This is a genomic window from Stenotrophomonas sp. SbOxS2 (genome assembly GCF_013416715.1).
Lineage (GTDB): Bacteria > Pseudomonadota > Gammaproteobacteria > Xanthomonadales > Xanthomonadaceae > Stenotrophomonas > Stenotrophomonas lactitubi.
In genome coordinates, this window is record NZ_JAAVXD010000005.1 from 635,181 (window position 1) to 661,011 (window position 25,831).

Sequence of the window (25,831 nt, forward strand, 5' to 3'; positions counted from 1 at the left end):
AGCCGATACCGCACACTTGCGTCGTGGTTCATCCATTCATGGGGAAGGCTTTGGTCAAGTGGTTCGCGGTCGTAGCGGCACCGATGTACTCCGTGGCGATATGGGGTGGCCTGCTTCCGTCGACCGCATCGGCGCAGTCGCTTGGCTATGACAGCGAAGTGGTGACCTGCGAATCCCGCGACATGGGCTGGGTGCACTGTGATATCGATGTCAGCAACGGCGTCGATTTGATCCGCCAGTTGTCCAGCAACAGCTGCATCCGTGGCAGCGAGTGGGGCACCGACCGCAGTGGTGTGTGGGTGACCCTGGGCTGCCGTGCCGAGTTCCGCGCGCGCCCGGCCGAGACGGATGCAGCGGCGCCGTCGGCCGAGGGTCGCAAGCGTCTGGTGCGTCGGGTCGTCCGCTGTGAGTCCAATGGTCGCCCGCAGAGTTGCCCGGTGCGCCTGGATGGTGCGCCGGTGCGGTTGCTGCGGCAGCTGTCGGTGCTGCCGTGCCGGGAAGGGCAGGGCTGGGGCTACAAGCGCAATGAGGTATGGACCACCCGCGGTTGCCAGGGTGACTTCGAGGTGGCCGACGAGCAGGGCCGTTTCGTCGACATGCCGCGCCGGCTGACCTGCGAATCCAAGTCCAAGAAGCGCCGCTTCTGTGGCGCCAGCATCTCCACCAGCGCAACCATCTCCAACCAGCTTTCCAGCACCCCGTGCGAGGAAGGCAGCACCTGGGGCTGGAACCGCAACGGCATCTGGGTCGACGGCGGCTGCCGCGCCGAATTCTCGGTGAACTGATCCGGACAGGATCCATCCGCGCGTGGCGTGGCCCTACAATGGGCCCATGAACACTGCCACCGACCTCGACTACGCCCGCTACGACCACATCCGCCCGATCCTGTGGACCGGCGATGCCCTGCAACTGCTTGACCAGCGCAAGCTGCCGTTCGTGGTCGAGCATGTGGCCTGCCATGACAGCGATGAGGTGGCCGCCGCCATCCACGCCCTGACCGTGCGCGGTGCGCCGGCCATCGGCATCGCTGCCGCCTGGGGTGTGGTGCTGGCCGCACGTAATGTGCAGGCCGCCGACGGCGCGCACGCCCTGCAGCAGCTGGAACCGGCGCTGCAGCGGCTGAATGCCTCACGCCCGACTGCGGTGAACCTGGCCTGGGCGCTGGCACGCATGCGGCGTTGCCTGAGTGCCGCCGGTGCCGACTGGAAGGCGCTGCTGGAGGCCGAGGCACAGGCCATCGCTGAAGAAGACCTGGCCGCCAACCGCCATATGGGCGCCCTCGGTGCCGGCCTGATCGAGGCCGGCAGCGGCGTGTTGACCCATTGCAATACCGGTTCGCTGGCCACCGCCGGCTTCGGTACGGCGTTGGGCGTGATCCGCGCCGGGATGGCCCAGGACCGCATTGCCCGGGTGTTCGCCGGCGAGACCCGGCCGTGGTTGCAGGGTGCGCGCCTGACCGTGTGGGAGCTGCAGCAGGATGGCATCGACGCGACGCTGATCGCCGACTCGGCCGCTTCGCACCTGATGAAGACCGGTGCCGTGCAGTGGGTGATCGTGGGCGCCGACCGGATCTGCGCCAACGGCGATACCGCCAACAAGATCGGCACCTACCAGCTGGCCATCGCGGCCCGCCACCACGGGGTGAAGTTCATGGTCGTGGCACCGTCCTCGACGGTGGACATGGATACCGTGGACGGCAGCCAGATCGAGATCGAACAGCGCGATCCGGGCGAACTGTACGGCGTGGGGGGCACCCGCACCGTGGCCGAGGGCATCGCTGCCTGGAACCCGGTGTTCGATGTCACCCCGGGCGAGCTGATCGATGCCATCGTGACCGAGCGGGGGGTGATCCTGAACCCGACCGCGGAGAACATGCGCGCCGCCTTCGGCGGCTGACGCGGGCAGGGGCGGGAGCCTTTCCACGGGAAAGCGCCCCGGCCCAGCGTCCGGTAGTGCCGGCCGCTGGCCGGCAAACCCCTAAGTTCCTGATTTGTGCCGGTAAAATCACCGTAAAAGCAGGCGGAAAACGGCCCCGTGTGGTAGAATCCAGCGGTTGAATCGAGGTTCCGGCACGACCGCCCCCGGGTGGATGCGCCGGACTGGACCGCTACCAGACAACGGAACCCGAATGGCAGAAACCGCCAAGGAAATCATCCAGGTCAACCTGGAAGACGAGATGCGCAAGAGCTACCTCGATTACGCCATGAGCGTGATCGTGGGGCGCGCGCTGCCAGATGCGCGCGATGGCCTCAAGCCGGTGCATCGTCGTGTGCTGTTTGCGATGAATGAACTCAACGCGCACAGCAACAAGCCCTACTTCAAGTCGGCACGTATCGTCGGTGACGTCATCGGTAAGTACCACCCGCATGGCGATCAGTCGGTGTACGACACGCTGGTGCGTCTGGCACAGCCGTTCTCGCTGCGTTACATGCTGGTCGATGGCCAGGGTAACTTCGGTTCGGTCGACGGCGACTCCGCCGCGGCGATGCGATACACCGAGGCGCGCATGTCGCGGCTCGCGCATGAGCTGATGGCGGACATCGACAAGGAAACCGTCGATTTCCAGCCCAACTACGACGAAAAGGAACTGGAGCCGACGGTCATGCCGACCCGGTTCCCGAACCTGCTGGTCAATGGTTCGGCCGGTATCGCGGTGGGCATGGCGACCAACATTCCGCCGCACAACCTCACCGAATCGATCAATGCCTGCATCGCGCTGATCGACAATCCGGAAATCGATATCGACGGCCTGATGGAGTTCATCCCGGGCCCGGATTTCCCGACCGCAGGCATCATCAACGGCACCGCCGGCATCATCGCCGGCTACCGCACCGGCCGTGGCCGCGTGCGCATCCGTGCCAAGGCCGATGTCGAAGTGGCCGACAACGGCCGCGAATCGATCATCGTCACTGAAATTCCTTACCAGGTGAACAAGGCGCGTCTGATCGAGAAGATCGCCGAGCTGGTCAAGGAAAAGAAGATCGAAGGCATCAGCGAGCTGCGCGATGAGTCCGACAAGGACGGCATGCGCATCTACATCGAAATCAAGCGCGGCGAGTCGGCCGAGGTTGTGCTCAACAACCTCTACCAGCAGACCCAGATGGAGTCGGTGTTCGGCATCAACATGGTGGCGCTGGTCGACGGCCGCCCGCAGTTGATGAACCTCAAGCAGATGCTGGAGGCCTTCGTCCGCCACCGTCGCGAAGTGGTCACCCGCCGCACCGTGTTCGAGCTGCGCAAGGCGCGCGCCCGTGCCCACGTGCTGGAAGGCCTGACCGTTGCGCTGGCCAACATCGACGAGATGATCGAACTGATCAAGACCTCGCCGAACCCCACCGAGGCACGCGAGCGCATGCTTGCGCGCCTGTGGGAGCCGGGTCTGGTTGGTTCGATGCTCGGCGCCGCCGGTGCCGAAGCCTCGCGTCCCGATGACCTGCCCAAGGGTGTGGGCCTGATCGAAGGCGGCTACCAGCTGACCGAGATCCAGGCGACCCAGATCCTGGAAATGCGCCTGCACCGCCTGACCGGGCTGGAGCAGGACCGCCTGACCGAGGAATACAAGCAGCTGCTGGAAGTGATCGCCGGGCTGATCCACATCCTGGAAGATCCCGACCGCCTGCTGCAGGTGATCCGCGAAGAGTTGATCAACGTGCGTGCCGAGTTCGGTGACGAGCGCCGTACCGAGATCCGCCACAGCGAAGAAGATCTGGACATCCTTGACCTGATCGCCCCGGAAGACGTGGTGGTCACCGTCTCCCACGCCGGCTACGTGAAGCGCCAACCGGTGAGCGTGTACCGCGCGCAGCGCCGTGGCGGCCGTGGCCGCAGCGCGGCGTCGACCAAGGAAGAGGATTTCATCGAACAGCTGTGGCTGGTCAACACGCACGACACGCTGTTGACCTTCACCAGTTCGGGCAAGGTGTTCTGGCTGCCGGTGTACCAGCTGCCCGAAGCCGGTTCCAACGCCCGCGGTCGTCCGATCATCAACTGGATCCCGCTGGAGCCGGGCGAACGCGTGCAGGCCGTGCTGCCGGTGCGCGAGTACGCCGATGGCCAGTTCGTGTTCTTCGCCACCAAGAACGGTACGGTCAAGAAGACCCCGCTGGGCGAGTTTGCTTTCCGTCTGGCCCGCGGCAAGATCGCGATCAACCTCGACGAGGGCGATGCCCTGGTCGGCGTCGGCCTGACCGATGGCGAGCGTGACATCCTGCTGTTCGCCTCCAACGGCAAGACCGTGCGCTTCGGCGAAGACAAGGTCCGCTCGATGGGCCGTACCGCTACCGGCGTGCGCGGCATCAAGATGCCGGCCGGCGAGGAAGTGGTCAGCCTGATCGTGGCAGAGAGTGCTGGCGGCACCGAGGATGAGAACGAGGACGACAACGGTGTCGAGGAAGCCATCGCCACCGGCGAGACGGTGATCGAAGGTGCCGACGATGCCAACCTGCGGTACATCCTCACCGCCACCGAAAACGGCTACGGCAAGCGCACCCCGCTGCCGGACTACCCGCGCAAGGGTCGTGGCACGCAGGGCGTGATCGGCATCCAGACCACCGAGCGCAATGGCAAGCTGGTTGCCGCGGTGCTGATGGGTACCGACGATGAAGTCCTGCTGATCTCCGACGGCGGCACCCTGGTGCGTACGCGTGGCTCGGAAATCAGCCGCGTCGGCCGCAACACCCAGGGCGTGACCCTGATCCGCCTGTCCAAGGACGAGAAGCTGCAGGCGGTGGAGCGCATGGATGCCTCGATCGACGAGGACGAGGACGAGGTGGCCGCCGCCACCCCGGCCGCGACCGACGGCGCACCGGCTGCTGCCAGCAGCGAGGACGCCGCGCAGGAGTGATCCTGCCGCGATGCTGAGGTACCCGACGACGCCGGCCTTGTGCCGGCGTCGTCGTGTCTGCCGTCCAAAATACGCACGCACTTCACGGTGACGGTGGCATAAGGGCGCATGCTGCCCCCGGAGAGCGTCGATGTCCGCCACGCCGCAGTCCGCTTCCGCCGCAACGCCCACCTCGCGCCACCCGCTGATCACCGTCCTGGCCTTGTTGCTGATCGTGCTCGGCCTGATCATCGGCGGGCTCGGTGGCTGGCTGGCCAGCCTCGGGGGCTCCTGGTACTACGCCATCGCCGGCCTCGGCCTGCTGGTGTGCGGCATTCTGTTGTGGGGCAATCGCCGCAGCGGTGCGCTGCTGTATGCACTGGTCTTCCTCGGCAGCCTGCTGTGGACCTGGTGGGAATCGGGCAGCGATTACTGGCGCTGGGTGCCACGGCTGGGCCTGGTGATCGCCCTCGGCATCGTCCTGGCATTGCTGGCGCCGACCCTGCAGGCGCCGGTACCCAAGCGCCTGTCGCGCAGTGTGGCCGCCGTGCTGATGCTGGTGTTCGTGGCCGCCTTCGGCCTCGCGTTCGCCCCCCATGGCCTGGTCGACGGGCACCAGCCGTTCCCGGAGCCGGCGGTCAGCGCCGGGCTCGATCCGACCCGTGATACCACCGGTCTGCAGCCGGCCGACCAGCCGGCGGAGGGCGACTGGCCAGCGTGGGGGCGCAGCAATGCTGCCACCCGCTATTCGCCGCTGCAGCAGATCACCCCTGAAAATGTAGGCACCCTGCAACTGGCGTGGCAGTTCCGCACCGGCGACCTGCCCAAGAAGCGCTGGGGTGCGGAAACCACGCCACTGAAGATCGGTGATCGGGTGTACCTGTGCACCGCACGCAATCAACTGATCGCCCTCGATGCCGGCAGCGGCAAGGAACTATGGCGGTTCGATCCAAAGGTGAAGGATGCCTCGATCCCGTACACGGCCGCCTGCCGTGGCGTGTCCTATTACGAACAGCCCAGCGCACCGACCCTCGCCGATGCCGCGTTGGCTGACGTCGCCGCCGATCTGGCGCTGCCCGCACCACCGCCGACCCGTACCAGCCGGAGCGCGGCGCCCGGCAGCCGCGCAGCGTGCAGCGCACGCATCATCGAAGGCACGCTGGACGGCCGCCTGATCGCGGTGGACGCCGACAGCGGTCGCCCCTGTGCGAATTTTGGCAACAACGGCCAGGTCGACATCACGCTGGGCATGGGCGAGGTGCCACCGGGTTACGTCTCGATCACATCGCCGCCCGCGATCGTCCGCGGTGTCATCGTCACCGGCCACCAGGTACTGGACGGCCAGCGCCGCGACGCGCCTTCCGGCGTCATCCAGGCCTACGATGCGATCAGCGGCAAGCTGCGCTGGGCGTGGGACATGGACCAGCCCGAGCGCAGCGGTTTGCCACCGCGTGAGCAGACCTATACGCGTGGCACACCGAACATGTGGACCACCGCGACCGGTGATGAAGCACTGGGCCTGGTGTACCTGCCGATGGGCAATGCCGCGGGCGACTACTGGAGTGGCTCGCGCACGGAAAACCAGAACAGGTACGCGACCTCGCTGGTCGCCATCGATGTAGCCACCGGCAAGCCGGTCTGGCATTTCCAGGCGGTGCGCAAGGACGTCTGGGATTACGACCTGGGTTCGCAGGCCAGCCTGATCGACTACCCGACAGCATCCGGCAAGGTGCCGGCAATCCTGCTGCCCACCAAGCAGGGCGACATGTACATCCTCGACCGTCGCAACGGCCAGCTGCTGACTCCGGCCGAAGAGCGCAAGGTGCCGCAGGGCGGTGTAGAGCCCGAGCAGCGTGCCGCCACCCAGCTGTTCTCGCTGTACCACACGCTGCGGCGCGACGATGCGCTGACCGAGCGCGACATGTGGGGCATCACCCCCATCGACCAGCTGGTCTGCCGCATCCAGTTCCGCAAGGCGCATTACGAGGGGTTCTACACGCCGCCGAGCAGCGATCACCATTCCATCGAATACCCCGGCTACAACGGTGGTTCGGACTGGGGCAGCGTGGCCATCGATACGCGACGCGGCGTGATCGTGGCCAACTACAACGACATGCCCAACTACAACCGGCTGGTGCCGCGTGCCGAGGCTGATCGCAAGGGCTGGCTGCCACGCGAGCAGATCCGCGCTGATAGGGGCGGTGCCGAAGGGGCAGGGGATCCGCAGGTGGGGACGCCCTATGGCATCGACGTCAATGCCGGTTGGCGGCTGCCGTTCACCGGCCTGCTGTGCAAGCAGCCACCGTATGGTGGCATCCGTGCGATCGACCTGCGCAGCGGCAAGCTGCTGTGGGACCGGCCGTTCGGCAGCGCGCGCGGCAACGGCCCGTTCGGCATCCGCTCCGGCCTGCCCATTGAAATCGGCACGCCGAACAATGGTGGTTCGGTGGTGACCGCCAGCGGCCTGATCTTCATCGCCGCAGCGACCGACGACCTGCTGCGAGCCATCGACCTGAAGACCGGCAAGGAGCTTTGGCATACCAGGCTGCCGGCGGGCGGCCAGGCCAACCCGATGGTGTATGAGCAGGGCGGGCGGCAGTACGTGGTGCTCATGGCCGGCGGGCATCATTTCATGGAGACGCCGGCGGGGGATTATGTGATGGCGTATGCGTTGCCGGAATAGCGTCGGCGATCCGTGGGCGGCTGGTGGGAGGTGACCGCCGTTGCCGAAGTTGCGTGGGTGAGCGTGCACGATCCATCATCAGAACAGGACGGGGTTGGCCAAAGCCCCCAAGGAAGGAAACGCATGCTGAACTCTGAACGCCTGCCGGGGCGTGCCACTCGATTGCTGGCTGGGCTGCTTCTGCTTGGCCCTTGCCTGTGGGCAACCGCGCAGGCCTCGCCCCCGCCCGCCGTACGCAAGCTGCCCAGCGGCGCCGAACTGATCGCCGGCGATGCGCGCTTCCTGAGCCCCGCCTATGCGCCGTGCATGGCGAGCGCAGGCACGGTGGCGGACGTTCGCCGTCGCTGTGTCGATGCTGAATTCAAGGTGCACGACGATGCGCTCAACGTCGCCTACAGCGCGGCGCGCTCCACGATGGCAGCCGGTGATCAGCAGCTACTTCGCGATCTGCAGCGGCAATGGCTGCGCCAGCGCGACAGCCGTTGCCCAGAGGGCGGCAATGCCGCTGCCCAACTGGATGCACAGCAGTGCCGTACGCACATGACCCTGCTGCGTGCCCGCCAGCTGCAGGATGGAGGTGCGGCGGCGCTGGTCGCTGAAGCAAAGGTCGCCCCCGCACCCCGCCAGGTCGCCCCCCACACCGCGGATGCCGCGCCTGATAGGCAGGGCAGGATCGTCCTGCAGCCCGGCGAGGGCAGGATCACGCCTGCGTTGCAGGTGGTCTTCCAGGTGGCCGACTGCAGCGGCACCGGCAACGTGACAACCTGCCAGGTGCGGAGCATGGGCGTGACCCGTGGCGGCCGAAAGGTTGCAGTCACGGGCGTGCAGCCACGCCTGACCCGCGCCGGTGCCAATGCCCATGCTGCGGCCGCCGTGCTGCTGACGGCTTCTGACTTCAACGGCGATGGCTTGCCAGATCTGCAGGTGTGGCAGGACAACAACGGTGTCTACAACGTTCCCGTCCACGCGTTCTACCTGTTCGATGCCAAGGGCAACCGCTACGTGCGTGCCAGGGCATTGGAAGACGCCATCGGCAGACGTGACATCGACCATATCGACAACGGACGGTTCATCCTGCGCGGCAAGGTCAGCCCGTGCGAGCGGGAGGACAAGGTCATCCAGCTGCGCGGAACCGAGCTACGCACGCTGCTGATGCGCCGCTATGACACCTGCAAGGGCGAGGCCCCTACCGAATCGGACCTGCTGAAGTAGGTCTTCCCCCGACGAACGGATGCGTACCGGAACTGGAGAGCTGAAGGATGAGCGAAGGCTATGGAAAGGGTGGGTCAGGCTTCGGCCTGACCCGGGACCAGTCGGTCGAGATGATCGTCCGTACCTGCATCGACAATGGCATTACCGACCACCGGCAGATTGCCTATGTGCTGGCCACAGCGCAGCACGAATCGCGCGATTTCGCCGCGCCCGAGGAAGACTGGGGCAGGAAGCAGGCGGTGGATCTGCGCTACTTCGGCGGTGAAGAGTATTTCGGCCGGGGCTTTGCCCACCTGACCCACGTCAACAACTACGAGCGGCTGGGCGAGGCGCTGGGAATGGGCCGCGAACTGGTCGAGCATCCGCAGCGGGCGGCCGAAGCGGAAATCGCCACCAAGGTGCTGGTGGTGGGGATGCGCGATGGCACGTTCGGCGCGCGGCTGTCCGACAACGTCAACGCCAACCATGTCGACTACCGGCAGGCGAGGGCCTCGGTCAATGGCGGTGAGCTGAACAACGGCAGCCCCCATCCAGACACCATCGCCACGCTCGCCACCGGATGGGAAGCGCAGGTCGCCGGCCTGGTCCAGCGCGTGCAGCAGCCGGGCTTCCAGATGCCGGTGCCGATCCATCAGGGGCCCGCTGGTGCGATGGACCTGCACCGTGGTGACGCCAACCAGCAGGTGCTGGAAGCACAGCAGTACCTGCAGCGGCTGGACATCCGCAACAACGCCAATGCCGCGATCAAGCCCGACGGTGACTTCGGTTCATCCACCGAGCAGGCCGTGCGCCGCTTCCAGACCGAACGGGGCATCAATCCGGCCAATGGCCGCATCGACGATGCATTGCTGGAGCGCATGCGCACCGACACGCTGGCGGTCGATCCGGACTTCAAGCGCCGGACGGTGACCGACCTGACCGGGCCACTGGCCGACGGTAACCTGCGCCCAGGTGAGAAGGGCGAGCCGGTGTTCGAGATGCGCCGCCAGCTGGAGGCGCTGGGGTACCTTGCCGAACCGAACCCACGTGCCGAGCGCGATGCGCGCACGTTTGATGCCGGTATGCAGGCGGCCATGCGCGACTTCCAGCAGGACTACGGCCTGCCCCTGCGCCCGGGCAACACCATTGATGAAGATGCGCGCCGGCAGTTGAACGACGCAGCGGTGGCGCGGGAGTTTGCCCCCACCACCGAATTCGACCGCGCGGAGAACTGGCCGCCGCAGCGTCCGCCCTATACGCGGGCGGAGTTCCAGCCGGAGCAGGTACAAGCGCGGCAGCAGGCTGCGGCGAATCCACCGGTCGCTGGCCCCGCCGAACAGGAACAGCTGCAGCAGCGCAGTGGGGTGGAGTCGCTGTCAGCCAAGGACGCAGCGCTGTTCGAGCGCATCCGCCAGGGAGTGCCCGGAGCCATTGGCGATGAGCACGTCATGCAGGCCGTGCTGGAGTCCAAGCGCAATGGCATCGACGACGCCGGGCGCGTCGACCGGGTAATGATGGCCGGAGATCGCCTGTGGGTCGCCGGGATGATTCCCGGTGAACGCGCCAGTGTGGATACGGCGCAGCCCGCACGTTCGATGGACGACATGGTGAGCGATCTGGCCGGTGACAACCGGCAGCGCGAGCAGCAACTCGCCCTCGACAGCCGCCAGCACGAGAACCGCGGGCCGTCACTGGCTTGAGACGGCGGCAGCGACGTGCCCGTGGTGGGTCCGTCGCTGCCGTCAGGGTGTTACAGCGTCACCACCACCTTGCCGATCTGCTCGTTCGATTCCAGGTAACGGTGCGCGTCCTGGATCTGTGCGAACGTAAACACCTTGGCGATCAGCGGCGCCAGCACGCCCTTGTCCAGGCCATCGACGATGAACGCCTTCGCACGCGCCAGCGCCGCGTCATCGGACACGATTTCCGAGTACAGGTAGCCCTTCAGCGTCAGCGATTTGCCCAATACGTTGAACAGCGGGAACGGCGTCGGCTCGCTGCTCAGCGCGCCATACTCCAGCAGGATGCCGCCGCGTGCCATCGCCTCGGTGAGCGGTACGAACTGCGGGCCGCCGATGGGATCGAATACCACGCGTGCGCCAGCGCCTGCGGTGATGCGGGCAACTTCGGCTACCAGGTCCTGCTCCTGGGTGGCGATGACATGAGCGGCGCCGGCATCGAGCAGCGCCTGGCGCTTGCCCGGGCCACGGGTCACCGCAATCGGCGTTGCGCCCACCGCATTGGCGATCTGGATGGCGGCCAGGCCAACGCTGCTTGACGCTGCAGTGATGATGACGAAATCACCGGCACCCAGCTTGGCCTGCTCCAGCAGCGCGCCCCAGGCGGTGACGTACTGCATCCACACCGCAGCGGCCTGCTCGAAGCCCAGCGACGGCGGATGCTTCACCACCAGTCGCGCCGGCACGTTGGCCAGCTCGCCATAGGTGCCCCAGCGGGCGATATCCAGCGGCGGCACGACGCTGACAGCATCGCCGGCAGCGAAGCCGGTCACCGCGCTGCCTACGGCCTCAACCAGACCCGCCGCTTCATAGCCCAGGCGGCTCGGGAACTCCGCCTGCTGCAGATAGGCACCGCTGCGGAACATCACCTCGGCGCGGTTCAGGCCGATGGCCTTGACCCGGATCTGGATCTCATCGGCGGCAGGAGCGGGTACGTCGATATCGTCAACGCGCAGCACATCGGCGTCGCCATAGGCGTGGATGCGGACAACCTGGGTCATGGGGGTCTCCAAAGGGAACGCCGGCCGGTGGCCGGGCAGGGGAACAGAGCGCTACTGTGCGCGTGGCCGGCGAACGATAGAAGGGGTAATCTGGCGTTTCATTGGAAAACAATAGTTTGCAATGGACCTGATCGTACCCCTGCGCAGCTTCGCCAAGGTGGCCGAGGTTGGCTCGTTCGCCGCCGCTGCCGAGGCACTGGACCTGTCGCCGCAACTGGTCGGCAAGCATGTGCAGACGCTGGAGCAGCATCTGGGCGTGCGCCTGCTCAACCGCACCACGCGCAAGCAGAGCCTGACCGACTTCGGGCAGGCGTACCTGGCCCGCGCCCGGGTCATCCTGGAGGAAGTGGAGAGTGCCGAGCAGTTGGCCGAAATCGCGCGCGGTCGACCGATGGGCCGGCTGCGGATCGGTGCGCCGGTCACCTTCGGCGTGCACGCGCTGGGGCCGGCGGTGGTGGCCTACATGCAGCAGTATCCCGACGTGCAGGTGGATCTGAACCTGTCCAACAGCCTGGTCAACGTGGTTGAAGACGGCTACGACCTGGTGTTCCGCACCGGTGATCTCGCCGACAGCGGCCTGGTCGCGCGCCGTCTGGGGCCGTACCCGCTGGCCCTGTGCGCTGCCCCCGGCTATCTGGCCGCACGGCCACCGATCCTCCACCCGCAGGACCTGAGCCGGCACGAATGCCTGGGCTTCGCCCACTCGGTGATCCGTACGCGGTGGAGCTTCCATGACCCGCAGGGCGGCGTGTTGACCGTGCCGGTCTCCAGTCGCTTCATGGTCAACCAGGCCGAGCCGCTGCTGACCGCTGCAGTCGGTGGGCTGGGACTGATCCTGCAGCCATTCGAGATGATGTCCGCCGCTCTGGCCAGCGGCGACCTGGTGGAGGTGCTGCCTCGATTCGTGCCCGTGTCCACCTCGATCAACCTGCTGTATCCCCGCCATCGACAGGTGACGCCGAAGCTGCGCAGCTTCCTGGAGTTCTGCATGGCGCGCTTCACCGAACAGAGCATGGCACGTGAGCGTTGATCGAAGCGTGCGCAGCGGGTGGTGGCGTCGCTCGTTTACGATGACGTCTCGCCACGCCTGCAGAGGATCTGCCATCACCCTGTTGCATCTTTTGCTGATTGGCAGCGTCGTCACTGCCAGCGCACAGACGCCCGCCGCTGCGATCGCGGAGTGGGAGTTGCACGGCCGCGCCGAAGGCCTGGCCCGGCCCGATACCGTCTGCCAGGATTTCCTGCAGGCGATGGGCCGAAAACCCGCCGAGCTGGAATACGTCGGTTGCACCCAGGACGACGCTTCCTACCTCCAGCCAATGGAAGCGCGGTATCGCGTCAGCGGCGCATCGGCGGCGGGTGTTGAAGCCTACCTGCAGCAGACCTTCGGCATGCCGTCATTGACGTACGTCTGCTGTGGCTGGAGCAACGGTGCGCCTTATTTCTGGCGCCAGCAGCCGGGCAGCGTGAACTACCAGATCGGCATGGGCGTGGAATCGCTGCATCATCCGCGCGGGCAGTGGAGCGCGATTCCCTACTTCGCGGTGACCGTTGCGGTGAACCGGAAAAGCCCGTGATGGCGTACGCTTGAGCACCGACCACTGGCGTACAAGGAATGACAACCATGCCTCCCATGCTGCTCCGCGCTGCTGCCCTCGCGCTCACCCTGGCGATGAGTCCGATGGCCATCGCCGCGTCTCCCGAGCCGCTGCAGCTGCAGCAGGCCGAAGCGCTGACATACTGGAAGCCGGTGGAAGGCACCTTCCGCCCACGACTGAATGCCGATCCCGGGCGTGTGCAGTTTGCAGAGGAAGTGACCGTGGCCTATTCGGTCAACAAGCACGGCCGCACGTATGACGTAAAGGTGGTGGATGCCAAGCCGTCGACGGCCTTCAGCGGCTGGGCGTTGAACGCGGTCAAGGCGATGCGCTTCACCGCCACGGACAGCAACACCGAACGCACGCCGATCCGCAGCGAAATGACCGCACGCTGGGGCGGCGGCAAGTAGCGCGCTAGGTCGGCACCCGCACCATCTTCGCCATCAGGTGTTCGACCACGCCCGCCGGGTCCGCCGTGCGGCCCACATGTGTGCTGGACATCTGCACCACCGAGCTGCGCTTGGCGGTCAGGAAATGGAAGCGCGCGCGCGCGGGCAGCTGCGCAATCGGGCCGGCGCCCGCATCGCCCCGGCAGATCGCCACGATGGCATCCAGCCACGGCTGCAGCGCTTCAATATCCAGCGTCGGCGCGAAGGCCAGCAGGCGTGCGGCGTCGATCTCGATCGCCGCTTCCAGGTGACGTGCGCCCGGGCAGGACACGATCACGCCGACGTTGATGAACTCCTCGCGTTCCACCCGCGGTACCACGCGGATGACGGCATAGTCATACGTGTGCAGCGTGGGCACGGATGGCCTCCTGCACGAACACCGCACGCACCTTCAGGCGATGCTTCAGGTAGTTGATGTAGCCCTGCCGGTAGGCCTGGGGGCTCTCGAAGGCCGGCTCATCGACCAGCCAGCTGTCCGGCACCAGGCCGACGATGCGTTCGATTTCCGCATCCGGCAGGCGCGCGGCCAGTTCGGCATCGACCTCGGCGATGCGGCTGGCGAACGACAGCAGCACGTGGTCGCGGATCAGCACGAAGGGCTTCTCGCAGGCATCGCCGGCGTTGGCCCAGTCGTGATGGAAGTACATCGCCGCGCCGTGGTCGATCAGATACAGCTTGCGATGCCACACCATCAGGTTCGGATTGCGCGTGGTGCGGTCGACGTTGCTGGTGAACGCATCGAACCAGACGATGCGCGAGGCCAGGTCAGCGTCCACCGGCATTGCCGCCGGGTCGTAGTTGATCGCGCCGGGCAGATAATCCAGGCCCAGGTTCAGGCCTTCGCTGGCGCGGATCAGGTCCTGGATCTCCGGGTCGGGCTCGGTGCGGGCGAACTCGCTGTCCAGCTCGACGAACAGGATCTCCGGAATCGGCAGACCCACCGCGCGCGCCATCTCGCCCGCGATCAACTCGGCGATCAGCGCCTTTGGCCCTTGGCCGGCACCACGGAACTTGAGTACGGCCATGCCGTCGTCGTCGGTCTCGACCACGGCAGGCAGTGAGCCACCTTCCCGCAAGGGGGTGATGTAGCGAAGGGCATGGACGGTACGCATGCACGCATTCTAGCGTGGCCCATGCGCGGGTTGCGCCGGGCGATGCCCGGCGCCGTCCCTGACCTCAATGCGACAGTGCGCTGCGCTGCTGTTCCTGCACCTGCTGGCGTGTCTGTTCCTGCGAGGTGTGGTCAGCCTGGCGCTGGTTGACGATGGCGAGGCTTTCCAGGCTTTCCTGCACCGGCCGCTGGGCGGCTTCAGCGGTAGCTGCCGACGCACGCAGCGACGCAGGATCATCCAGCGCACCCTTCACTACGAACACGTTCTGTGCCGCAGCGACGTCGCCGGCCTGCCGGCTGAGCACCACATGATCCACGCGGTCCAGGCCGTTCTCGCGGGCCAGCACCAGCAGGCTTGCGCTCAGGCGTTCACTGGAGGCGTCGAAGCTGCGGCCATTGGCGGCATCCAGTTCTGCCACCTTGCCGCGGATCTGGTCGTGCAGGGCACGGTCGTTGCCGCCCGCCAGCGGCGCAGCGTGGGCCTCGACCGAGGGAGTGGCGGTCGCCTGCGCGGTGATGGGCACGTGGGCGTAGGTGCCCTCGGTGTGGTCGAAATAATGCAGCGTGGACGGCGAGGTGCTGGTATCGAAGTAGGGCTGTCGTGGCGGCGTGCCCTTGCCCAGATACAGCCCGTTCTGTTCCAGCAGGCTTTCCTGCAGGCCCAGCTGTGCCATGTTCACCGACATCCTGCTGATGCCATCGGGTGCCGGATTCTTGGCCTCTTCCTCGCAGGCGCGGCTGATGGCAGAGGCAGCGTAGAAATTCTGGTAGTCAGAATTGCCGTTGGGCCCCAGCCCGGACGACACGCCTTCGTCGTAGTAGTGCTTGCCCATGCCCTCGATATTGGCAGCGGTGGCGGTCATGCTCAGGTCTGCGTTGAGCGTCAGGTCCGGATGCGCGGCGTAGGTCATCGGCGGCCCGGGCTGCACGCGCACGAACTCGTTTGCACGGGTACTTGCGTTGTATACATCCTCCAGCGTGGCGTCCGGATTGGCGGTCTTGACCATGCCGACCAGTGCATTCCAGCCCTCGATGTTCGCCGATGCCTCGTCGCGCCGGTTGGCTGCGAGCAGGGTGCCGATGGCCTGGGTGTAGTCGTGGGTCGAATCGCGCGCGGCAATGTCTGCAATATCGGATTCAAACTGCTCGTAGGCCCGTTCGGTCGCTGCATCATTGAGCCCATGCTGGATCTCATGGCCCAGGACGAACGTCAGCTCTGCAGCATCGTGTTTGTCCGGGGCTGCCAGCGTGGACAGACTGGATGCCGGCAGGCGGATGGCCTTTGCGCCGCTGACGTACTCGCCGCCCACATTGCTGTCGGCGGGCAACAGCTCGAAGCGCTGCAGATGACCGGCGGTGATGGCCAAGTCGACCTGGGTTGCCAGCGCCGGAGAATTGGCAATGGCCTTGCGAAGGTTGTCGACCTGATCGGCCGTTACATCGGGTTTTCCTGCAAATTCGGTCAGCAGGCGTTCCGTATCCGCTGAAAGCGTAGGCATGGTGCGGTGCTCCTTACTGCACGGTCACAAGGCGGACGCAGGCATGCGCCGGCTTGCCAGACGGGGTTGCATCCTCAGCCATCGTGTCGACCTTGATGGTCAGATCCGGGCGATCGAAACGGTCATGGATGACCCGGCCGTGCTCGCCGCGGATGGTGTCGCGCTTGAAGCCCGCGGCCTGCAGACCCGAGGCGAACTGGTCGAAGTCGACCTGGCAGATCGCCGCTGCGTTGGCTTTGCGGTCGGCGGTGGTGTCGATGAAATTGAGATCGAGACGCGCATCGGCGGCGCCAGCCTTCTTGATCTCGAGGCCGTAGCTCCATTCCGGCGTCAGCGTGCCGCCATAGCCGAAATGTCCCGGGCCGAAACGCTGCGCGGGCGCCTGCATGGCCTGCGATACCCGTTCAAGGGTCAGTTCACGGGTGGAGGTGATGTCCTTGATCAGATCCAGCAGGCGCAACAGCAGTTGGTCTGCGCTGAGTGCAGAAGGCGTTGCGGCGTCGGAGGCGGTCGATGCCATGGTAACGGGTCCTTGAGAAGTCGACGAACGATCAGTCGCGTGTGTGCAGGCGCAGAGCGAGGCCGAACATAGGGCGATTGCCCACGGCCGTGTGAATGCGTACCCAAACATAAGCGTTCCCTGCATGTTGAGCGCTGACCCTAAAGTGGGCCAAGTGAATCACAGGTTAAATGGAAATGACGATTGCTGGAATCGGGGCAGGGCGCGTTCGGCTCAGGCACGGGCCGCAAGGGAAGTTGCCCGGCACGGGACGCTACGGAACTTCTTCACTTCGCCATTCCCTGAGCGGTGGCAGCATCCAACCGTGTAGACGATCAAGCGCAGGCGTGACCCTGAGTTGCAGGTGTCCCTGTCGCTTTCCCGCGATCGATACCCGCCAGCTCGTTTCCGGCACATTTGCGCAGCGTTGAATGTGGTCCTGCGAGGCCACTCCCCCGGCAAGGAGGCCCGCGATGCACAGTCCTGTTCACGCGTACACCTACCGCATCAGCAACCGGCCTGTCGCCCAGGTAGAATGTGCTGTTGTCGGCGAACATGCTGAAACCGCTGCTGCGGTTCATGCAGCCTCAGACAGAATTCTTCCGTGAGTTGAGCACCGATGGTTGGCTCTGCATCCCGCAGTGCGCAGAGCCACTACATGCATGCGAGTCGCCCCACGACGCTGTTTCGTTCGCAGCACTGGGCGCGCATCTCGTCCACGATGTCCACGCAGGCTTCCGAGGTGCACGATGAGCAACGAATCGAGAGGAGCCCTGCCGCCCCTGGATCTGGATGATGCCAAGGCCGAGCAGATGATTGGCAAGCTGGTACTGGTGGGCGTTACCCGTTTTGGTGGCGATGGCCAGGTGCAGGGGCTGGAGCAGTTTGCCGGTACCGTGCTGAGGGTCAGTGCCGAAGAAGGGCTGGTGCTGGCCGATGGCGATGACGGGCATGAGCGCTACCTGCCGCCGATGCTGGACCAGTACCTGCCGGCCGCGCCGGGTGAGTACCAGTTGCGGTCCAGTGGCGTGACGGTGATCGATCCTGATTATCTGTCCACCTGGGAGCTGCACGCGCGGCAGTAGTGCCAGGCCATGCCTGGCAATTGTTGGTCGACCGCGCGAAGACGTATGACGCCGGAGCTAGCGGAGCGGCTCCGGCAGCCGTCGTGTAAGTGGACTCAAGTCCCGCCGATCTAGCCAAAGGTCGGGGAAGACTTCAAACTTGAGATCATCACGATTTACGCCACTTGTGAAGTGCCGGATGAGCCTGTCCTGCAGGTCATGGTTTCCCCACATGTTGGTCAGCTCATAGCGTTCGATTGCTTCTCGGTCTTCTTCAATGGACAAGCCTTGTTTGACTACAGGAGCTTGGGTGACACAAATGTCATTCCCGGCTCCAAGGTCGATTAGACGTCCGCCAAAGAAGAGGCGGTCAGGGCCGCCCTTGAAGTACTGCCCGTCCAAGGAGGTATAGGGGCGAATCCAGTAGTGAGGAAGCTCGGTCGGACAAGGTGTGCCTATGGTTATCTTGCGCGTCACAAGTCGTTGCTGAACTACCTTGCCGACGAAAGCTTGGAACAATGGGCGATATTGGCTCAGGTCAGGGGAATCCCAAGAGTCTTCATTTGAGTAGATATCGAAAAAGCGCATCACAGGTCGGTTGCGCATCTGCGCAATTGTGAACAGGTCGTCCCTCAGCTGAAGGACGACATGTTGCCCAGTCTTCCATCTGATAGTCCCTATCGACCTTGTGTCCGGACTTGAGGAAGTCATATGCTCGTAGAGCGATAGAGGTTCGCCCCACCCTTCTGGCGGACAATGATAGTGTCCTCGCTCCGCTCAAGGCTGCCCAGTTGATGGGCAAAAATGATTTCGTCCGGGAGCGATTCCAGAATGATCTCTTTCAGCACGGTATGACCGTCCTTGTTGATTTCCAGTGTCAAGGTGAAGTTGTTTGGTGTGAGGCTACAGTTGAGCGTTGCCCGAACCCGATCAGTGCGGTAGTACTTGGACTGGTGGATCCATTCGTTCTTGTGCCCGCCGGCTCTTCCAATTTTAGGCGCCGCGCAGACCCACATGCCATGGTTGACTCGAACGGCAATAGCCGCGGACAGAGCCGAAATGCGCTGGAAGCGTTGGCTCGAAAGGCTTGCTCCCCCTGCGATCGGCCGTTGGCAAGCGGGGGGATGCGCTTCAGGCCGGGCTTTGCCCCATCCGGCCACTAGTCCTTCCGGCCCATTCACGACAACCCCTGCGGTGCTAGATTCGGGACCTTGCCCGTTTTCGGGCTCCCATCCATACCCCAGGGGATTGAGGATGCTCATCCGTCGTACCTCTCTGGCGGCGGCCGTTGCCGTTGCCACACTCGGCCTGCTGGCCGCCGGCCCGGCCTTCGCCGACTACGCCAAGCCGCCGGAACACCTGCTCAAGGTACTCAAGGCGCCGCCGCCGCCGGCACCGAACATCGACCCCAGCGGGCAGCGCCTGCTGCTGACCACCGCGCAGACCTATCCGTCCATTACCCGCGTGGCCCAGCCGTACCTGAAGCTGGCCGGCGTGCGCCTGGAACCGAAGAACCGCAGCCGCCACGACACCCCCGGCGGCTATGGCATTCCGGCCTGTGTGGCCGACTTCACCCTGGTCGAGATCGCCAGCGGCAAGAGCACCAAGGTCAACCTGCCGCAGGGCTGCGCAGGGGCCGCACAGTGGTCGGCCGATGGCAGCCGTTTCGCCTTCCAGAATGCGGTCGATACCAGCGTGCAGCTGTGGGTGGGCGACGCCGCCACCGGCCAGGTGAAGCAGGTGCCGAACGTGCAGCTGAATCCCATTTTCGGCAGCACCGTGCAGTGGCTGGGTGGCGGCCAGAGTCTGCTGGTGAAGCTGGTGCCGGCCAATCAGGGGCCGGCGCCGTCCAACGGCGGCACGCCCACCGGTCCGGACGCGCAGGAATCGCTGGGCAGCAGTGGCGAGAGCAGCACCTATGAAGCGCGCGACACGCTGACCAGCGTGCACGATGAAAAGCTGTTCGCCTATTACGGTGCCTCGCAGCTGGCGGTGGTCGATGCCGCTGCCGGCAGCGTGCGCCCAGTTGGCCAGCCTGCGCTGTACAACGACGTCAACGCCGCACCCGATGGCGTGCATGTGCTGACCGAAACCCTGAAGGCGCCGTTCTCGCATGCCGTGACCTACCAGCGCTTCGCCAACGATGTGGCCGTGCTGGACCTCGGCAATGGCCGCAACACGGTGCTGGCCAGCCTGCCGCTGGCCGATCGCGTGCCGGTACACGGGGTGCCGGAAGGCCCGCGCGGTTACGACTGGCGCTCCACCGACCCGGCCACCCTGGTCTATGCCGAAGCGCTGGACAAGGGCGACTGGAAGGTAAGCGTGCCGCATCGCGATCGCGTGCTGATGCTGAAGGCGCCGTTCACCGGCAAGCCGGTGGAAATCGCCCGCACCGCGCAGCGTTTCGAGGGCTTTGCGTGGTCGGCCGACCCGGCCGTGTCGTTCCAGTTCGAGAACGACGAGAACCGCCACTGGATGCAGGCCCGCATCGTCGATGTGGACCAGCCGAAGAAGGAAGGTCGCCTGCTGTGGGACATGTCCAGCGATGAGCTGTACGGCAACCCGGGCAACCTGGTGTTCAAGCGCCTGCCGAGCGGTGCGCCGGTGGTGCGCCAGGAGGGCAACACCGTCTTCCTGCGCGGGCAGGGCGCGTCGCCGCAGGGCGACCGTCCGTTCCTGGATGCGCTCAACCTGGGTACGCTGAAGAGCGAACGCCTGTTCCGCAGCGCTGCCGATGCGTATGAGCAGGTCATCGGTTTCAGTGCCACGCCGGGCCATCTGGTCACCTGGCACCAGTCGGTGATGGACCCGCCGAACGCGTTCGTGCGTCTGCTCGGTGAGCGCATCGCCGATGCCAAGGCCGGCGAAGCGCAGTTCGAGTCCAAGCCCGCCGCGTTGACCAAGCTGGTCGACCCGACCCCGGAAGTGCGGCAGATCCAGAAACGCCTGGTGACCTACAAGCGCGCCGATGGCGTGGACCTGTCGTTCACCCTGTACACGCCGCCGGGCTACAAGGAAGGCCAGCGCGTACCGGCGATCCTGTATGCGTACCCGGCCGACTTCGCCAATGCCGCGCAGGCCGGGCAGGTGTCCGGTTCGCAGCAGACCTTCACCCGTCTGCAGCCGTACCGCCTGATGCTGCTGGCCGGCTACGCGATCATCGACAACGCCTCGTTCCCGATCGTGGGTGACCCGAAGAATGCCTACGACACCTATCTGGAACAGCTGGAAGCCGACGCCAAGGCGGCGGTGGACAAGGCGGTGGAACTGGGCGTGGTCGATCGCAACCGCATCGGCGTGACCGGCCACAGCCATGGTGGCCTGATGACTGCCAACCTGATCGCCCACACCAACCTGTTCAAGGCCGGCGTGGCGACCAGTGGTTCGTACAACAAGACCTTCACCCCGTTCGGCTTCCAGAACGAGCGCCGCTCGGTGTGGCAGGCGCAGGATGTGTACCTGAAGGCCTCGCCGTTCTTCTACGCCGACAAGATCAAGTTGCCGCTGCTGCTGGTCCATGGCGAGGACGATGCCAACCCGGGCACCGAGCCGTTCCAGTCGCGCAAGCTGTACCAGGCGATCCGTGGCAATGGCGGCACCACCCGCCTGGTGATGCTGCCGAACGAGCCGCATTGGTACACCGCGCTGGAGTCGAACGAGCAGCTGGTCTATGAAATGCTCAACTGGTTCGACACTTACGTGAAGAACGCGAAGTAATCCGGCAAGGCCGCCCTCCGGGGCGGCCTTTCTGTTTCAGGCGTCGTCTCCAGGTATCCCCCTGTGGGTGTTGCGTAACCATCTGTGATGCAGGCATGGACCGGCCACAAAGCTGCGGTACGCTGCGCATCTGATGTCCGCTACGGGTTCGCTCCATGAAGGCCTTCATCCTCGCCGTATCGCTGTCGATGTCCGTTGTCCCGTGCGCTGCATTCGCCCAGCCGCTGCCGGCTGAGCTGGCAGCGTTGGGCATCACCCCCGGCATGCCCTATACCAAGGCCAAGCGCCTGCTTGATGCCGCAGGATGGCAGGCGAGCCCGCCACGCGATGCGCCTGAAGCACTGGAGGGTTTCCCGGAAGTGGGCTGCCAGAAGGGCGGCAACAACTGCAGCAGCACCTTCGCCAAGGATGGGCAGCAGGTCGCTCTGCAGGTGGGAACCACGCTGGCGGGTCAGCCCTTCGTGCAGGGCGGCCGCTGAGCGCGACGCGCGCTCATCCCAGCGGCAGGTTATCCAGTGCGCGCGACATCCGATCGTGCAGGTCGCGCACGCGTTCGGCCTTGGCGTCCACACGTCGCTCATCGCCGAAGCTGCGCACATAGGCGCATGCGGCGAAACCGGCACTTTCCCTTTCGTATTCGGCAATCCAGGCCAGGCGGTCGGGGTTGCTGGCCTGCTCGGCCGACCAGGCGGCCACCGGCGGACGGATGCGGGCGATGATGCCAAGCCGCCACGGTTTCGGTGTCAGCCGTGCACGGAAGCAATGCTGCAGCGTGCACATGCGTGCATACAACGTGTCGGTGCCCAGTGCCTTGAAGAAGGCATGCACCTGCGCATCCTGTGGTTCGAACGTGGCATGCATTGCCAGCACGCGCAGCCCGGCCGGGGTGCGGTAGGCACGCAGATGCCAGTCGGGATGGTGTTCGACGAACGCCTGTACGCGCTGCAGCGCGAGGCCTTCGACGCCGCCGGACCGGGCCAGTCGTCGCTTGCGCCGTCCCGACAGGATCTGGTTGACCACCACCATCGCGATGCCGCCGGCCGCCAGGCCGATGTTGAAGTTGCCCAGGGCGCCGCCGATCAGCGCACCGGCTGCCAGCAGCCCGAGTGCACCGAGCAGCGGCAAAGCGCAGCCCGACGGAGTGGGCACGTGGTCGATGTCGGCAAACAGCACGTCGGGGGTGTTCAGGCACAGCGCGCCATAGCTGTTGCGGGTGACAATGACATCATCCCTGCGCTGCACGATCTGCTCGCGGATCGGGATGCCTTCGACACCGTAGTTGGTCCGTCGCTCGCGACGCGGCACGGACTGGCCGCTGAGGATGTCATCGAGCGCTTCGCGTGCACGCGCATCGGCGTGGGCCTGTGCGGCATCCTGGTCGTCGTCGGACCAGCCAAACCGGCGAACCACCACCGGCCGGCCCTTGTACCTGTCCTGCAGGCGGGCTTCGGCCCAGTACGCTGGAACGATCATCATCCTGTCTTCCCCTTGCGTCCATGGCAGCCGGTCGCCGCGAGTCTGGCACAGCAGGGGAGGGCGTTGCACGATACGGCAGCGCATGCGCCGCCACGGTGATAGATTGCGCGCTTCGCGTGCACTCCACCAAGGACGGAGCCATGTTCGTGTCGTTGCGTTGCCTGCTAGCCCTGGCCCTCGGCGGGGTGGCCGGCACCACCCAGGCGGCGGTGCCGGGACCTGAAATCCTGACCTCCGACGCCACCCGCTTCTACGCGCTGTACGAGGCGGCCGGTGGCAAGCCCAGCGTGGCCCAGTTGGGGCAGTATCTGGCACAGGGCACGCCGAGCCTGGCCCAGTTCGCGAAGCTGCGCCGAGTGACCGCCGAGCGCATGGCCGAGGCGATGGCGCGCGAGCCTGCGGTGTATGCCAATGGACGGGCCTGTCTGGCGGAGTTACCGGCGGTGCGGCAGCGACTGGTGCAGGTGTTCGCCAATCTGCAGGCGATCTACCCGCAGGCGAAGTTCCCGCCCGTGGCGATCGTGGTGGGGCGCGGCAAGCCAGTAGGCATGACGTACCCGGACGGGGTGGTGATCGGCCTGGAAGCGCTGTGCGCGGCCGACTTCATGAACGCCAATGCGCAGGACCGCTTTGTGCACGTGATCGCGCATGAGTATGTGCATATCCAGCAGTCCGGCGTGAGCGAGTACGAAGCGGGTGACCCGCGCGCGACGGTACTGCGCGAGTCGTTGGGCGAAGGTATCGCCGAGTTCATCGCCGAGCTGATTTCCGGCGACGTCGGCAATGGTCGGCATGCAGGCTGGACGCGGGGCAGGGAAGTGCATATCGAAAGCGCGTTCGCGCTGGATATGGACAGCACCGATCTGAAGCCCTGGCTTTACAACTACACGCCGGGTTCGCAGGAGCCCTACGACCTCGGTTACTGGGTGGGCTATCGCATCGCCAAGGCGTATTACCTGCAGGCCGACAACAAGCGCGATGCTGTGCGTGCGCTGATCCAGCAGGACAACCCGAAGGCGATCCTGCAGGCCAGTGGCTGGACGCCGGGCATGTGGATGCCGGCCAAGGTGACCGGTGTGGCAGCAAGGGCGGCTGCATCGGCAAAGTGACCCTTCGCACGCCGCGCTAGACTGCCCGTGTCGACAGCGGAGGATGCTCATGCGCAGGATGGTTTCGATGGTTTGGCTACCGGCCGGTCTGCTCATTGCCTCGCTGGCCACGCCCGTGATGGTGCAGGCAGCCAGCACTCCGCTGCTGACCAGGCCGGTCGAGCAGGTGCAGCCGGACGAGGTGCGTTTCATGCAGCAGCGCCTGTCCGACTGGCCACAACTGCAGAAGTACCGCGCCGCCAACGCCGCACTGCCAGCGCCACGGGGCGGCCACCCACGCGTGGTGTTTTTCGGCGATTCGATCACCGAAGGGTGGGGCGCGGACGGCAGCAGCACCTTCTTCCCGGGCAAGGGCTACATCAATCGTGGCATCAGCGGGCAGACCACCGCGCAGATGCTGGTGCGCTTTTCGCAGGATGTGCTGGCGCTGCGCCCGAGCGTGGTGGTGATTCTGGCCGGCACCAATGACATCGCGGGCAACACCGGTCCGGCCACGCAGGCGATGATCGAGGACAACCTGCAAGCCATGCTGGACCTGGCGAAGGCGCATGGCATCGCGGTGGTGCTGGCGTCGGTGCTGCCGGTCAGCGAGTACCCGTGGATGCCGGGCATCACGCCTGCGCCCAAGGTGCGTGCATTGAATGCTGCGCTGAAGCGCCATGCCGATGCACGGGGCCTGGTCTATCTCGACTACTACGCAGCGATGGCCAATCGTGCCGGTGGACTGGATGCGCAGTTGGCAACCGATGGCGTGCACCCGACGGCGAAGGGCTATGCGCTGATGGCACCGCTGGCCGAAGCGGCGATCAAGCGCGCGCAGGCGAACGCGCCCAAGCGCTGAGATGGGTAGTGCCGGCCGCTGGCCGGCAACCTCAATCTGCATGGCGAACGGATTGCCGGCCAGCGGCCGGCACTACCCTATCGCCAGTTCCGCCAGCAGCCACCCACAGAACCGCATCACCAGCGGATCGCGGGCGCTGTCCTCGTGCAGCAACCAGCTCCAGCGCGGTCCGCGCACATAGGCCTCATCCAGCGGCTGCAGCAGGCCCTGCGCGCGCGCCGGTGCGGCCAACAGTTCGCTGACCAGTGCGATGCCCAGGCCCTGGCACGCGGCATCCAACAGTTGTCCTGGCTCGGAGAAATTCAGGCCTTCGCGTTGCTGGCCGACATCCACGCCGCCCTGCACCTGCCACTGGCTCCAGTCCATTTCGCGCTCGCCGTGCAGGGTGCTGCGCTCGGCAACAGGTAGCGCCAGCACGCTGGGGTGGCAGGCCGGATACAGCCGGTCCTGCAGCAGCACGCGATGCTCGCAATGCGCCTGTGCCTGCAGATCATCGCGAACGCTGATGTCCAGCGTCTGCGCGGTCATGTCCGGCGCCTCTTCGCTGGTCAGCAACCACAGATCGGCCTGTGGATGCTGGCGGCGGAAGTCGCCCAGCCGCGGTACCAGCCAGTGGCGCGCGAAGGCGGGGCTGGTGTTGACGATCAGTTGATTCGGCTTGCGATACTGATCGAGCCGACGGATGCCACTGGCCAGCTGCCGCAGCAGCGACTGCGTGGTTTCCAGCAGGTCGATGCCCGCATCAGTGAGCGTCACGCTGCGGCCCTGGCGGAAGAACAGCGGCTGTTCCAGGGAGTCCTCCAGCCCGCGGATCTGCTGGCTGATGGCAGACTGGCTCAGGTGCAGTTCCTCGGCCGCACGATGGAAGCTGCTGAGCCGGGCGGCAGCCTCGAAGCCGCGCAGGGCATTCAACGGGGGCCAATGCTTGAGCATGATTGATAAGTCTGGCTGATCGTATTGTCGCTGAATCTATCGTTTGTTCTCGTCCATCCGCAAGGGCAACATGGATCTGTCGCGCATCAGTCGGTGCGC

23 protein-coding genes are annotated in these 25,831 nt (G+C 65.6%); 14 read left to right on the forward strand and 9 right to left on the reverse strand.

Annotated features, from left to right (window positions below; genetic code table 11):
• The first annotated feature begins 50 nt into the window (after nt 1-50).
• The 6 genes from HFK18_RS12480 (at nt 51) to HFK18_RS12505 (ending at nt 10,396) form a co-directional block, all read left to right on the forward strand.
• Nucleotides 51-785, forward strand: coding sequence for a DUF3011 domain-containing protein (locus HFK18_RS12480; RefSeq protein ID WP_180166660.1), 735 nt, complete (start codon nt 51-53; stop codon nt 783-785).
• 46 nt (nt 786-831) lie between these two features.
• Complete coding sequence (mtnA, locus tag HFK18_RS12485; protein ID WP_180166472.1) at nt 832-1,896, forward strand: S-methyl-5-thioribose-1-phosphate isomerase; 1,065 nt, start codon at nt 832-834, stop codon at nt 1,894-1,896.
• Nucleotides 1,897-2,128: 232 nt separating this feature from the next.
• Entirely contained in the window at nt 2,129-4,843 is a 2,715-nt protein-coding gene (gene gyrA / locus HFK18_RS12490) for a DNA gyrase subunit A (RefSeq protein WP_180166473.1), read from the forward strand.
• 130 nt (nt 4,844-4,973) lie between these two features.
• The gene (locus tag HFK18_RS12495; protein WP_180166474.1) at nt 4,974-7,505 is read left to right on the forward strand and encodes a membrane-bound PQQ-dependent dehydrogenase, glucose/quinate/shikimate family; all 2,532 of its coding nucleotides are present in this window, start codon (nt 4,974-4,976) and stop codon (nt 7,503-7,505) included.
• A gap of 123 nt (nt 7,506-7,628) precedes the next feature.
• A complete protein-coding gene (locus tag HFK18_RS12500; protein ID WP_180166475.1) occupies nt 7,629-8,717 on the forward strand; it encodes a lysozyme inhibitor LprI family protein in 1,089 nt (362 codons plus the stop codon).
• 47 nt (nt 8,718-8,764) lie between these two features.
• Entirely contained in the window at nt 8,765-10,396 is a 1,632-nt protein-coding gene (locus HFK18_RS12505) for a peptidoglycan-binding protein (protein WP_180166476.1), read from the forward strand.
• A gap of 50 nt (nt 10,397-10,446) precedes the next feature.
• Here HFK18_RS12505 and HFK18_RS12510 read toward each other — a convergent pair whose 3' ends face one another.
• On the reverse strand, nt 10,447-11,436 hold the full coding sequence (locus tag HFK18_RS12510; protein ID WP_180166477.1) for a zinc-dependent alcohol dehydrogenase family protein: 990 nt from the start codon (nt 11,434-11,436) through the stop codon (nt 10,447-10,449).
• A 121-nt stretch (nt 11,437-11,557) separates the two neighbouring features.
• Here HFK18_RS12510 and HFK18_RS12515 point away from each other — a divergent pair, with 121 nt between their 5' ends.
• The 3 genes from HFK18_RS12515 to HFK18_RS12525 are packed head-to-tail and all read left to right on the forward strand — an operon-like array spanning nt 11,558 to nt 13,444.
• Nucleotides 11,558-12,466, forward strand: a complete 909-nt coding sequence (locus HFK18_RS12515; RefSeq protein ID WP_180166478.1) for a LysR family transcriptional regulator — start codon at nt 11,558-11,560, stop codon at nt 12,464-12,466.
• Between the two features lie 7 nt (nt 12,467-12,473).
• Nucleotides 12,474-13,013 carry a DUF4952 domain-containing protein gene (locus tag HFK18_RS12520; protein ID WP_343202958.1) on the forward strand — a complete coding sequence of 180 codons (540 nt, stop codon included), beginning with the start codon at nt 12,474-12,476 and terminating at the stop codon, nt 13,011-13,013.
• 47 nt (nt 13,014-13,060) lie between these two features.
• Entirely contained in the window at nt 13,061-13,444 is a 384-nt protein-coding gene (locus HFK18_RS12525) for an energy transducer TonB (protein WP_180166479.1), read from the forward strand.
• 4 nt (nt 13,445-13,448) lie between these two features.
• Here HFK18_RS12525 and HFK18_RS12530 read toward each other — a convergent pair whose 3' ends face one another.
• From HFK18_RS12530 to HFK18_RS12545, 4 genes are all read right to left on the reverse strand, one after another.
• On the reverse strand, nt 13,449-13,841 hold the full coding sequence (locus HFK18_RS12530) for a DUF3037 domain-containing protein (RefSeq protein ID WP_180166480.1): 393 nt from the start codon (nt 13,839-13,841) through the stop codon (nt 13,449-13,451).
• The gene (locus tag HFK18_RS12535; protein WP_180166481.1) at nt 13,819-14,595 is read right to left on the reverse strand and encodes a HipA family kinase; all 777 of its coding nucleotides are present in this window, start codon (nt 14,593-14,595) and stop codon (nt 13,819-13,821) included. The genes HFK18_RS12530 and HFK18_RS12535 overlap by 23 nt, the downstream gene beginning before the upstream one ends.
• 64 nt (nt 14,596-14,659) lie before the next feature.
• Nucleotides 14,660-16,093 carry an XVIPCD domain-containing protein gene (locus tag HFK18_RS12540; RefSeq protein WP_180166482.1) on the reverse strand — a complete coding sequence of 478 codons (1,434 nt, stop codon included), beginning with the start codon at nt 16,091-16,093 and terminating at the stop codon, nt 14,660-14,662.
• 13 nt (nt 16,094-16,106) lie between these two features.
• The gene (locus HFK18_RS12545) at nt 16,107-16,613 is read right to left on the reverse strand and encodes a hypothetical protein (protein WP_257216189.1); all 507 of its coding nucleotides are present in this window, start codon (nt 16,611-16,613) and stop codon (nt 16,107-16,109) included.
• A gap of 728 nt (nt 16,614-17,341) precedes the next feature.
• Between HFK18_RS12545 and HFK18_RS12550 the strand changes: the two genes are divergently transcribed.
• Nucleotides 17,342-17,677 carry a hypothetical protein gene (locus HFK18_RS12550; RefSeq protein WP_089236083.1) on the forward strand — a complete coding sequence of 112 codons (336 nt, stop codon included), beginning with the start codon at nt 17,342-17,344 and terminating at the stop codon, nt 17,675-17,677.
• Between the two features lie 57 nt (nt 17,678-17,734).
• Here HFK18_RS12550 and HFK18_RS21825 read toward each other — a convergent pair whose 3' ends face one another.
• Together HFK18_RS21825 and HFK18_RS12560 are read right to left on the reverse strand one after the other, a co-directional pair.
• Nucleotides 17,735-18,262 carry a hypothetical protein gene (locus HFK18_RS21825; RefSeq protein ID WP_257216190.1) on the reverse strand — a complete coding sequence of 176 codons (528 nt, stop codon included), beginning with the start codon at nt 18,260-18,262 and terminating at the stop codon, nt 17,735-17,737.
• Between the two features lie 101 nt (nt 18,263-18,363).
• Nucleotides 18,364-18,918 carry a hypothetical protein gene (locus HFK18_RS12560; protein WP_180166483.1) on the reverse strand — a complete coding sequence of 185 codons (555 nt, stop codon included), beginning with the start codon at nt 18,916-18,918 and terminating at the stop codon, nt 18,364-18,366.
• Between HFK18_RS12560 and HFK18_RS12565 the strand changes: the two genes are divergently transcribed.
• Both HFK18_RS12565 and HFK18_RS12570 read left to right on the forward strand, forming a co-directional pair.
• The gene (locus tag HFK18_RS12565; RefSeq protein ID WP_180166484.1) at nt 18,911-21,373 is read left to right on the forward strand and encodes a prolyl oligopeptidase family serine peptidase; all 2,463 of its coding nucleotides are present in this window, start codon (nt 18,911-18,913) and stop codon (nt 21,371-21,373) included. The genes HFK18_RS12560 and HFK18_RS12565 overlap by 8 nt on opposite strands.
• 155 nt (nt 21,374-21,528) lie before the next feature.
• A complete protein-coding gene (locus HFK18_RS12570) occupies nt 21,529-21,852 on the forward strand; it encodes a hypothetical protein (RefSeq protein WP_180166485.1) in 324 nt (107 codons plus the stop codon).
• 13 nt (nt 21,853-21,865) lie between these two features.
• Here the strand turns inward: HFK18_RS12570 and HFK18_RS12575 are convergent, their stop codons facing one another.
• Nucleotides 21,866-22,849 (reverse strand): hypothetical protein, encoded by a 984-nt coding sequence (locus HFK18_RS12575; RefSeq protein WP_180166486.1) that lies wholly within the window; start codon nt 22,847-22,849, stop codon nt 21,866-21,868.
• A 140-nt stretch (nt 22,850-22,989) separates the two neighbouring features.
• Between HFK18_RS12575 and HFK18_RS12580 the strand changes: the two genes are divergently transcribed.
• Nucleotides 22,990-23,958 carry a DUF2268 domain-containing putative Zn-dependent protease gene (locus tag HFK18_RS12580; protein WP_180166487.1) on the forward strand — a complete coding sequence of 323 codons (969 nt, stop codon included), beginning with the start codon at nt 22,990-22,992 and terminating at the stop codon, nt 23,956-23,958.
• 118 nt (nt 23,959-24,076) lie between these two features.
• Nucleotides 24,077-24,799: an SGNH/GDSL hydrolase family protein gene (locus tag HFK18_RS12585; RefSeq protein ID WP_257216229.1), complete on the forward strand. Its 723-nt coding sequence runs from the start codon at nt 24,077-24,079 to the stop codon at nt 24,797-24,799.
• 72 nt (nt 24,800-24,871) lie between these two features.
• Here the strand turns inward: HFK18_RS12585 and HFK18_RS12590 are convergent, their stop codons facing one another.
• Nucleotides 24,872-25,732, reverse strand: a complete 861-nt coding sequence (locus tag HFK18_RS12590; RefSeq protein ID WP_180166489.1) for a LysR family transcriptional regulator — start codon at nt 25,730-25,732, stop codon at nt 24,872-24,874.
• Nucleotides 25,733-25,831: the final 99 nt, after the last annotated feature.

What these genes read in the sequence shown, in the direction of transcription:
- mtnA (WP_180166472.1), top strand. Translation starts at nt 832, where the DNA reads ATGAACACTGCCACCGACCTCGACTACGCCCGCTACGACCACATCCGC.
- gyrA (WP_180166473.1), top strand. Translation starts at nt 2,129, where the DNA reads ATGGCAGAAACCGCCAAGGAAATCATCCAGGTCAACCTGGAAGACGAG.
- HFK18_RS12495 (WP_180166474.1), top strand. Translation starts at nt 4,974, where the DNA reads ATGTCCGCCACGCCGCAGTCCGCTTCCGCCGCAACGCCCACCTCGCGC.
- HFK18_RS12500 (WP_180166475.1), top strand. Translation starts at nt 7,629, where the DNA reads ATGCTGAACTCTGAACGCCTGCCGGGGCGTGCCACTCGATTGCTGGCT.
- HFK18_RS12505 (WP_180166476.1), top strand. Translation starts at nt 8,765, where the DNA reads ATGAGCGAAGGCTATGGAAAGGGTGGGTCAGGCTTCGGCCTGACCCGG.
- HFK18_RS12510 (WP_180166477.1), bottom strand. Translation starts at nt 11,436, where the DNA reads ATGACCCAGGTTGTCCGCATCCACGCCTATGGCGACGCCGATGTGCTG.
- HFK18_RS12515 (WP_180166478.1), top strand. Translation starts at nt 11,558, where the DNA reads ATGGACCTGATCGTACCCCTGCGCAGCTTCGCCAAGGTGGCCGAGGTT.
- HFK18_RS12525 (WP_180166479.1), top strand. Translation starts at nt 13,061, where the DNA reads ATGCCTCCCATGCTGCTCCGCGCTGCTGCCCTCGCGCTCACCCTGGCG.
- HFK18_RS12535 (WP_180166481.1), bottom strand. Translation starts at nt 14,595, where the DNA reads ATGCGTACCGTCCATGCCCTTCGCTACATCACCCCCTTGCGGGAAGGT.
- HFK18_RS12540 (WP_180166482.1), bottom strand. Translation starts at nt 16,093, where the DNA reads ATGCCTACGCTTTCAGCGGATACGGAACGCCTGCTGACCGAATTTGCA.
- HFK18_RS12545 (WP_257216189.1), bottom strand. Translation starts at nt 16,613, where the DNA reads ATGGCATCGACCGCCTCCGACGCCGCAACGCCTTCTGCACTCAGCGCA.
- HFK18_RS12550 (WP_089236083.1), top strand. Translation starts at nt 17,342, where the DNA reads ATGAGCAACGAATCGAGAGGAGCCCTGCCGCCCCTGGATCTGGATGAT.
- HFK18_RS21825 (WP_257216190.1), bottom strand. Translation starts at nt 18,262, where the DNA reads ATGCGCAACCGACCTGTGATGCGCTTTTTCGATATCTACTCAAATGAA.
- HFK18_RS12565 (WP_180166484.1), top strand. Translation starts at nt 18,911, where the DNA reads ATGCTCATCCGTCGTACCTCTCTGGCGGCGGCCGTTGCCGTTGCCACA.
- HFK18_RS12560 (WP_180166483.1), bottom strand. Translation starts at nt 18,918, where the DNA reads ATGAGCATCCTCAATCCCCTGGGGTATGGATGGGAGCCCGAAAACGGG.
- HFK18_RS12570 (WP_180166485.1), top strand. Translation starts at nt 21,529, where the DNA reads ATGAAGGCCTTCATCCTCGCCGTATCGCTGTCGATGTCCGTTGTCCCG.
- HFK18_RS12575 (WP_180166486.1), bottom strand. Translation starts at nt 22,849, where the DNA reads ATGATGATCGTTCCAGCGTACTGGGCCGAAGCCCGCCTGCAGGACAGG.
- HFK18_RS12580 (WP_180166487.1), top strand. Translation starts at nt 22,990, where the DNA reads ATGTTCGTGTCGTTGCGTTGCCTGCTAGCCCTGGCCCTCGGCGGGGTG.
- HFK18_RS12585 (WP_257216229.1), top strand. Translation starts at nt 24,077, where the DNA reads ATGGTGCAGGCAGCCAGCACTCCGCTGCTGACCAGGCCGGTCGAGCAG.
- HFK18_RS12590 (WP_180166489.1), bottom strand. Translation starts at nt 25,732, where the DNA reads ATGCTCAAGCATTGGCCCCCGTTGAATGCCCTGCGCGGCTTCGAGGCT.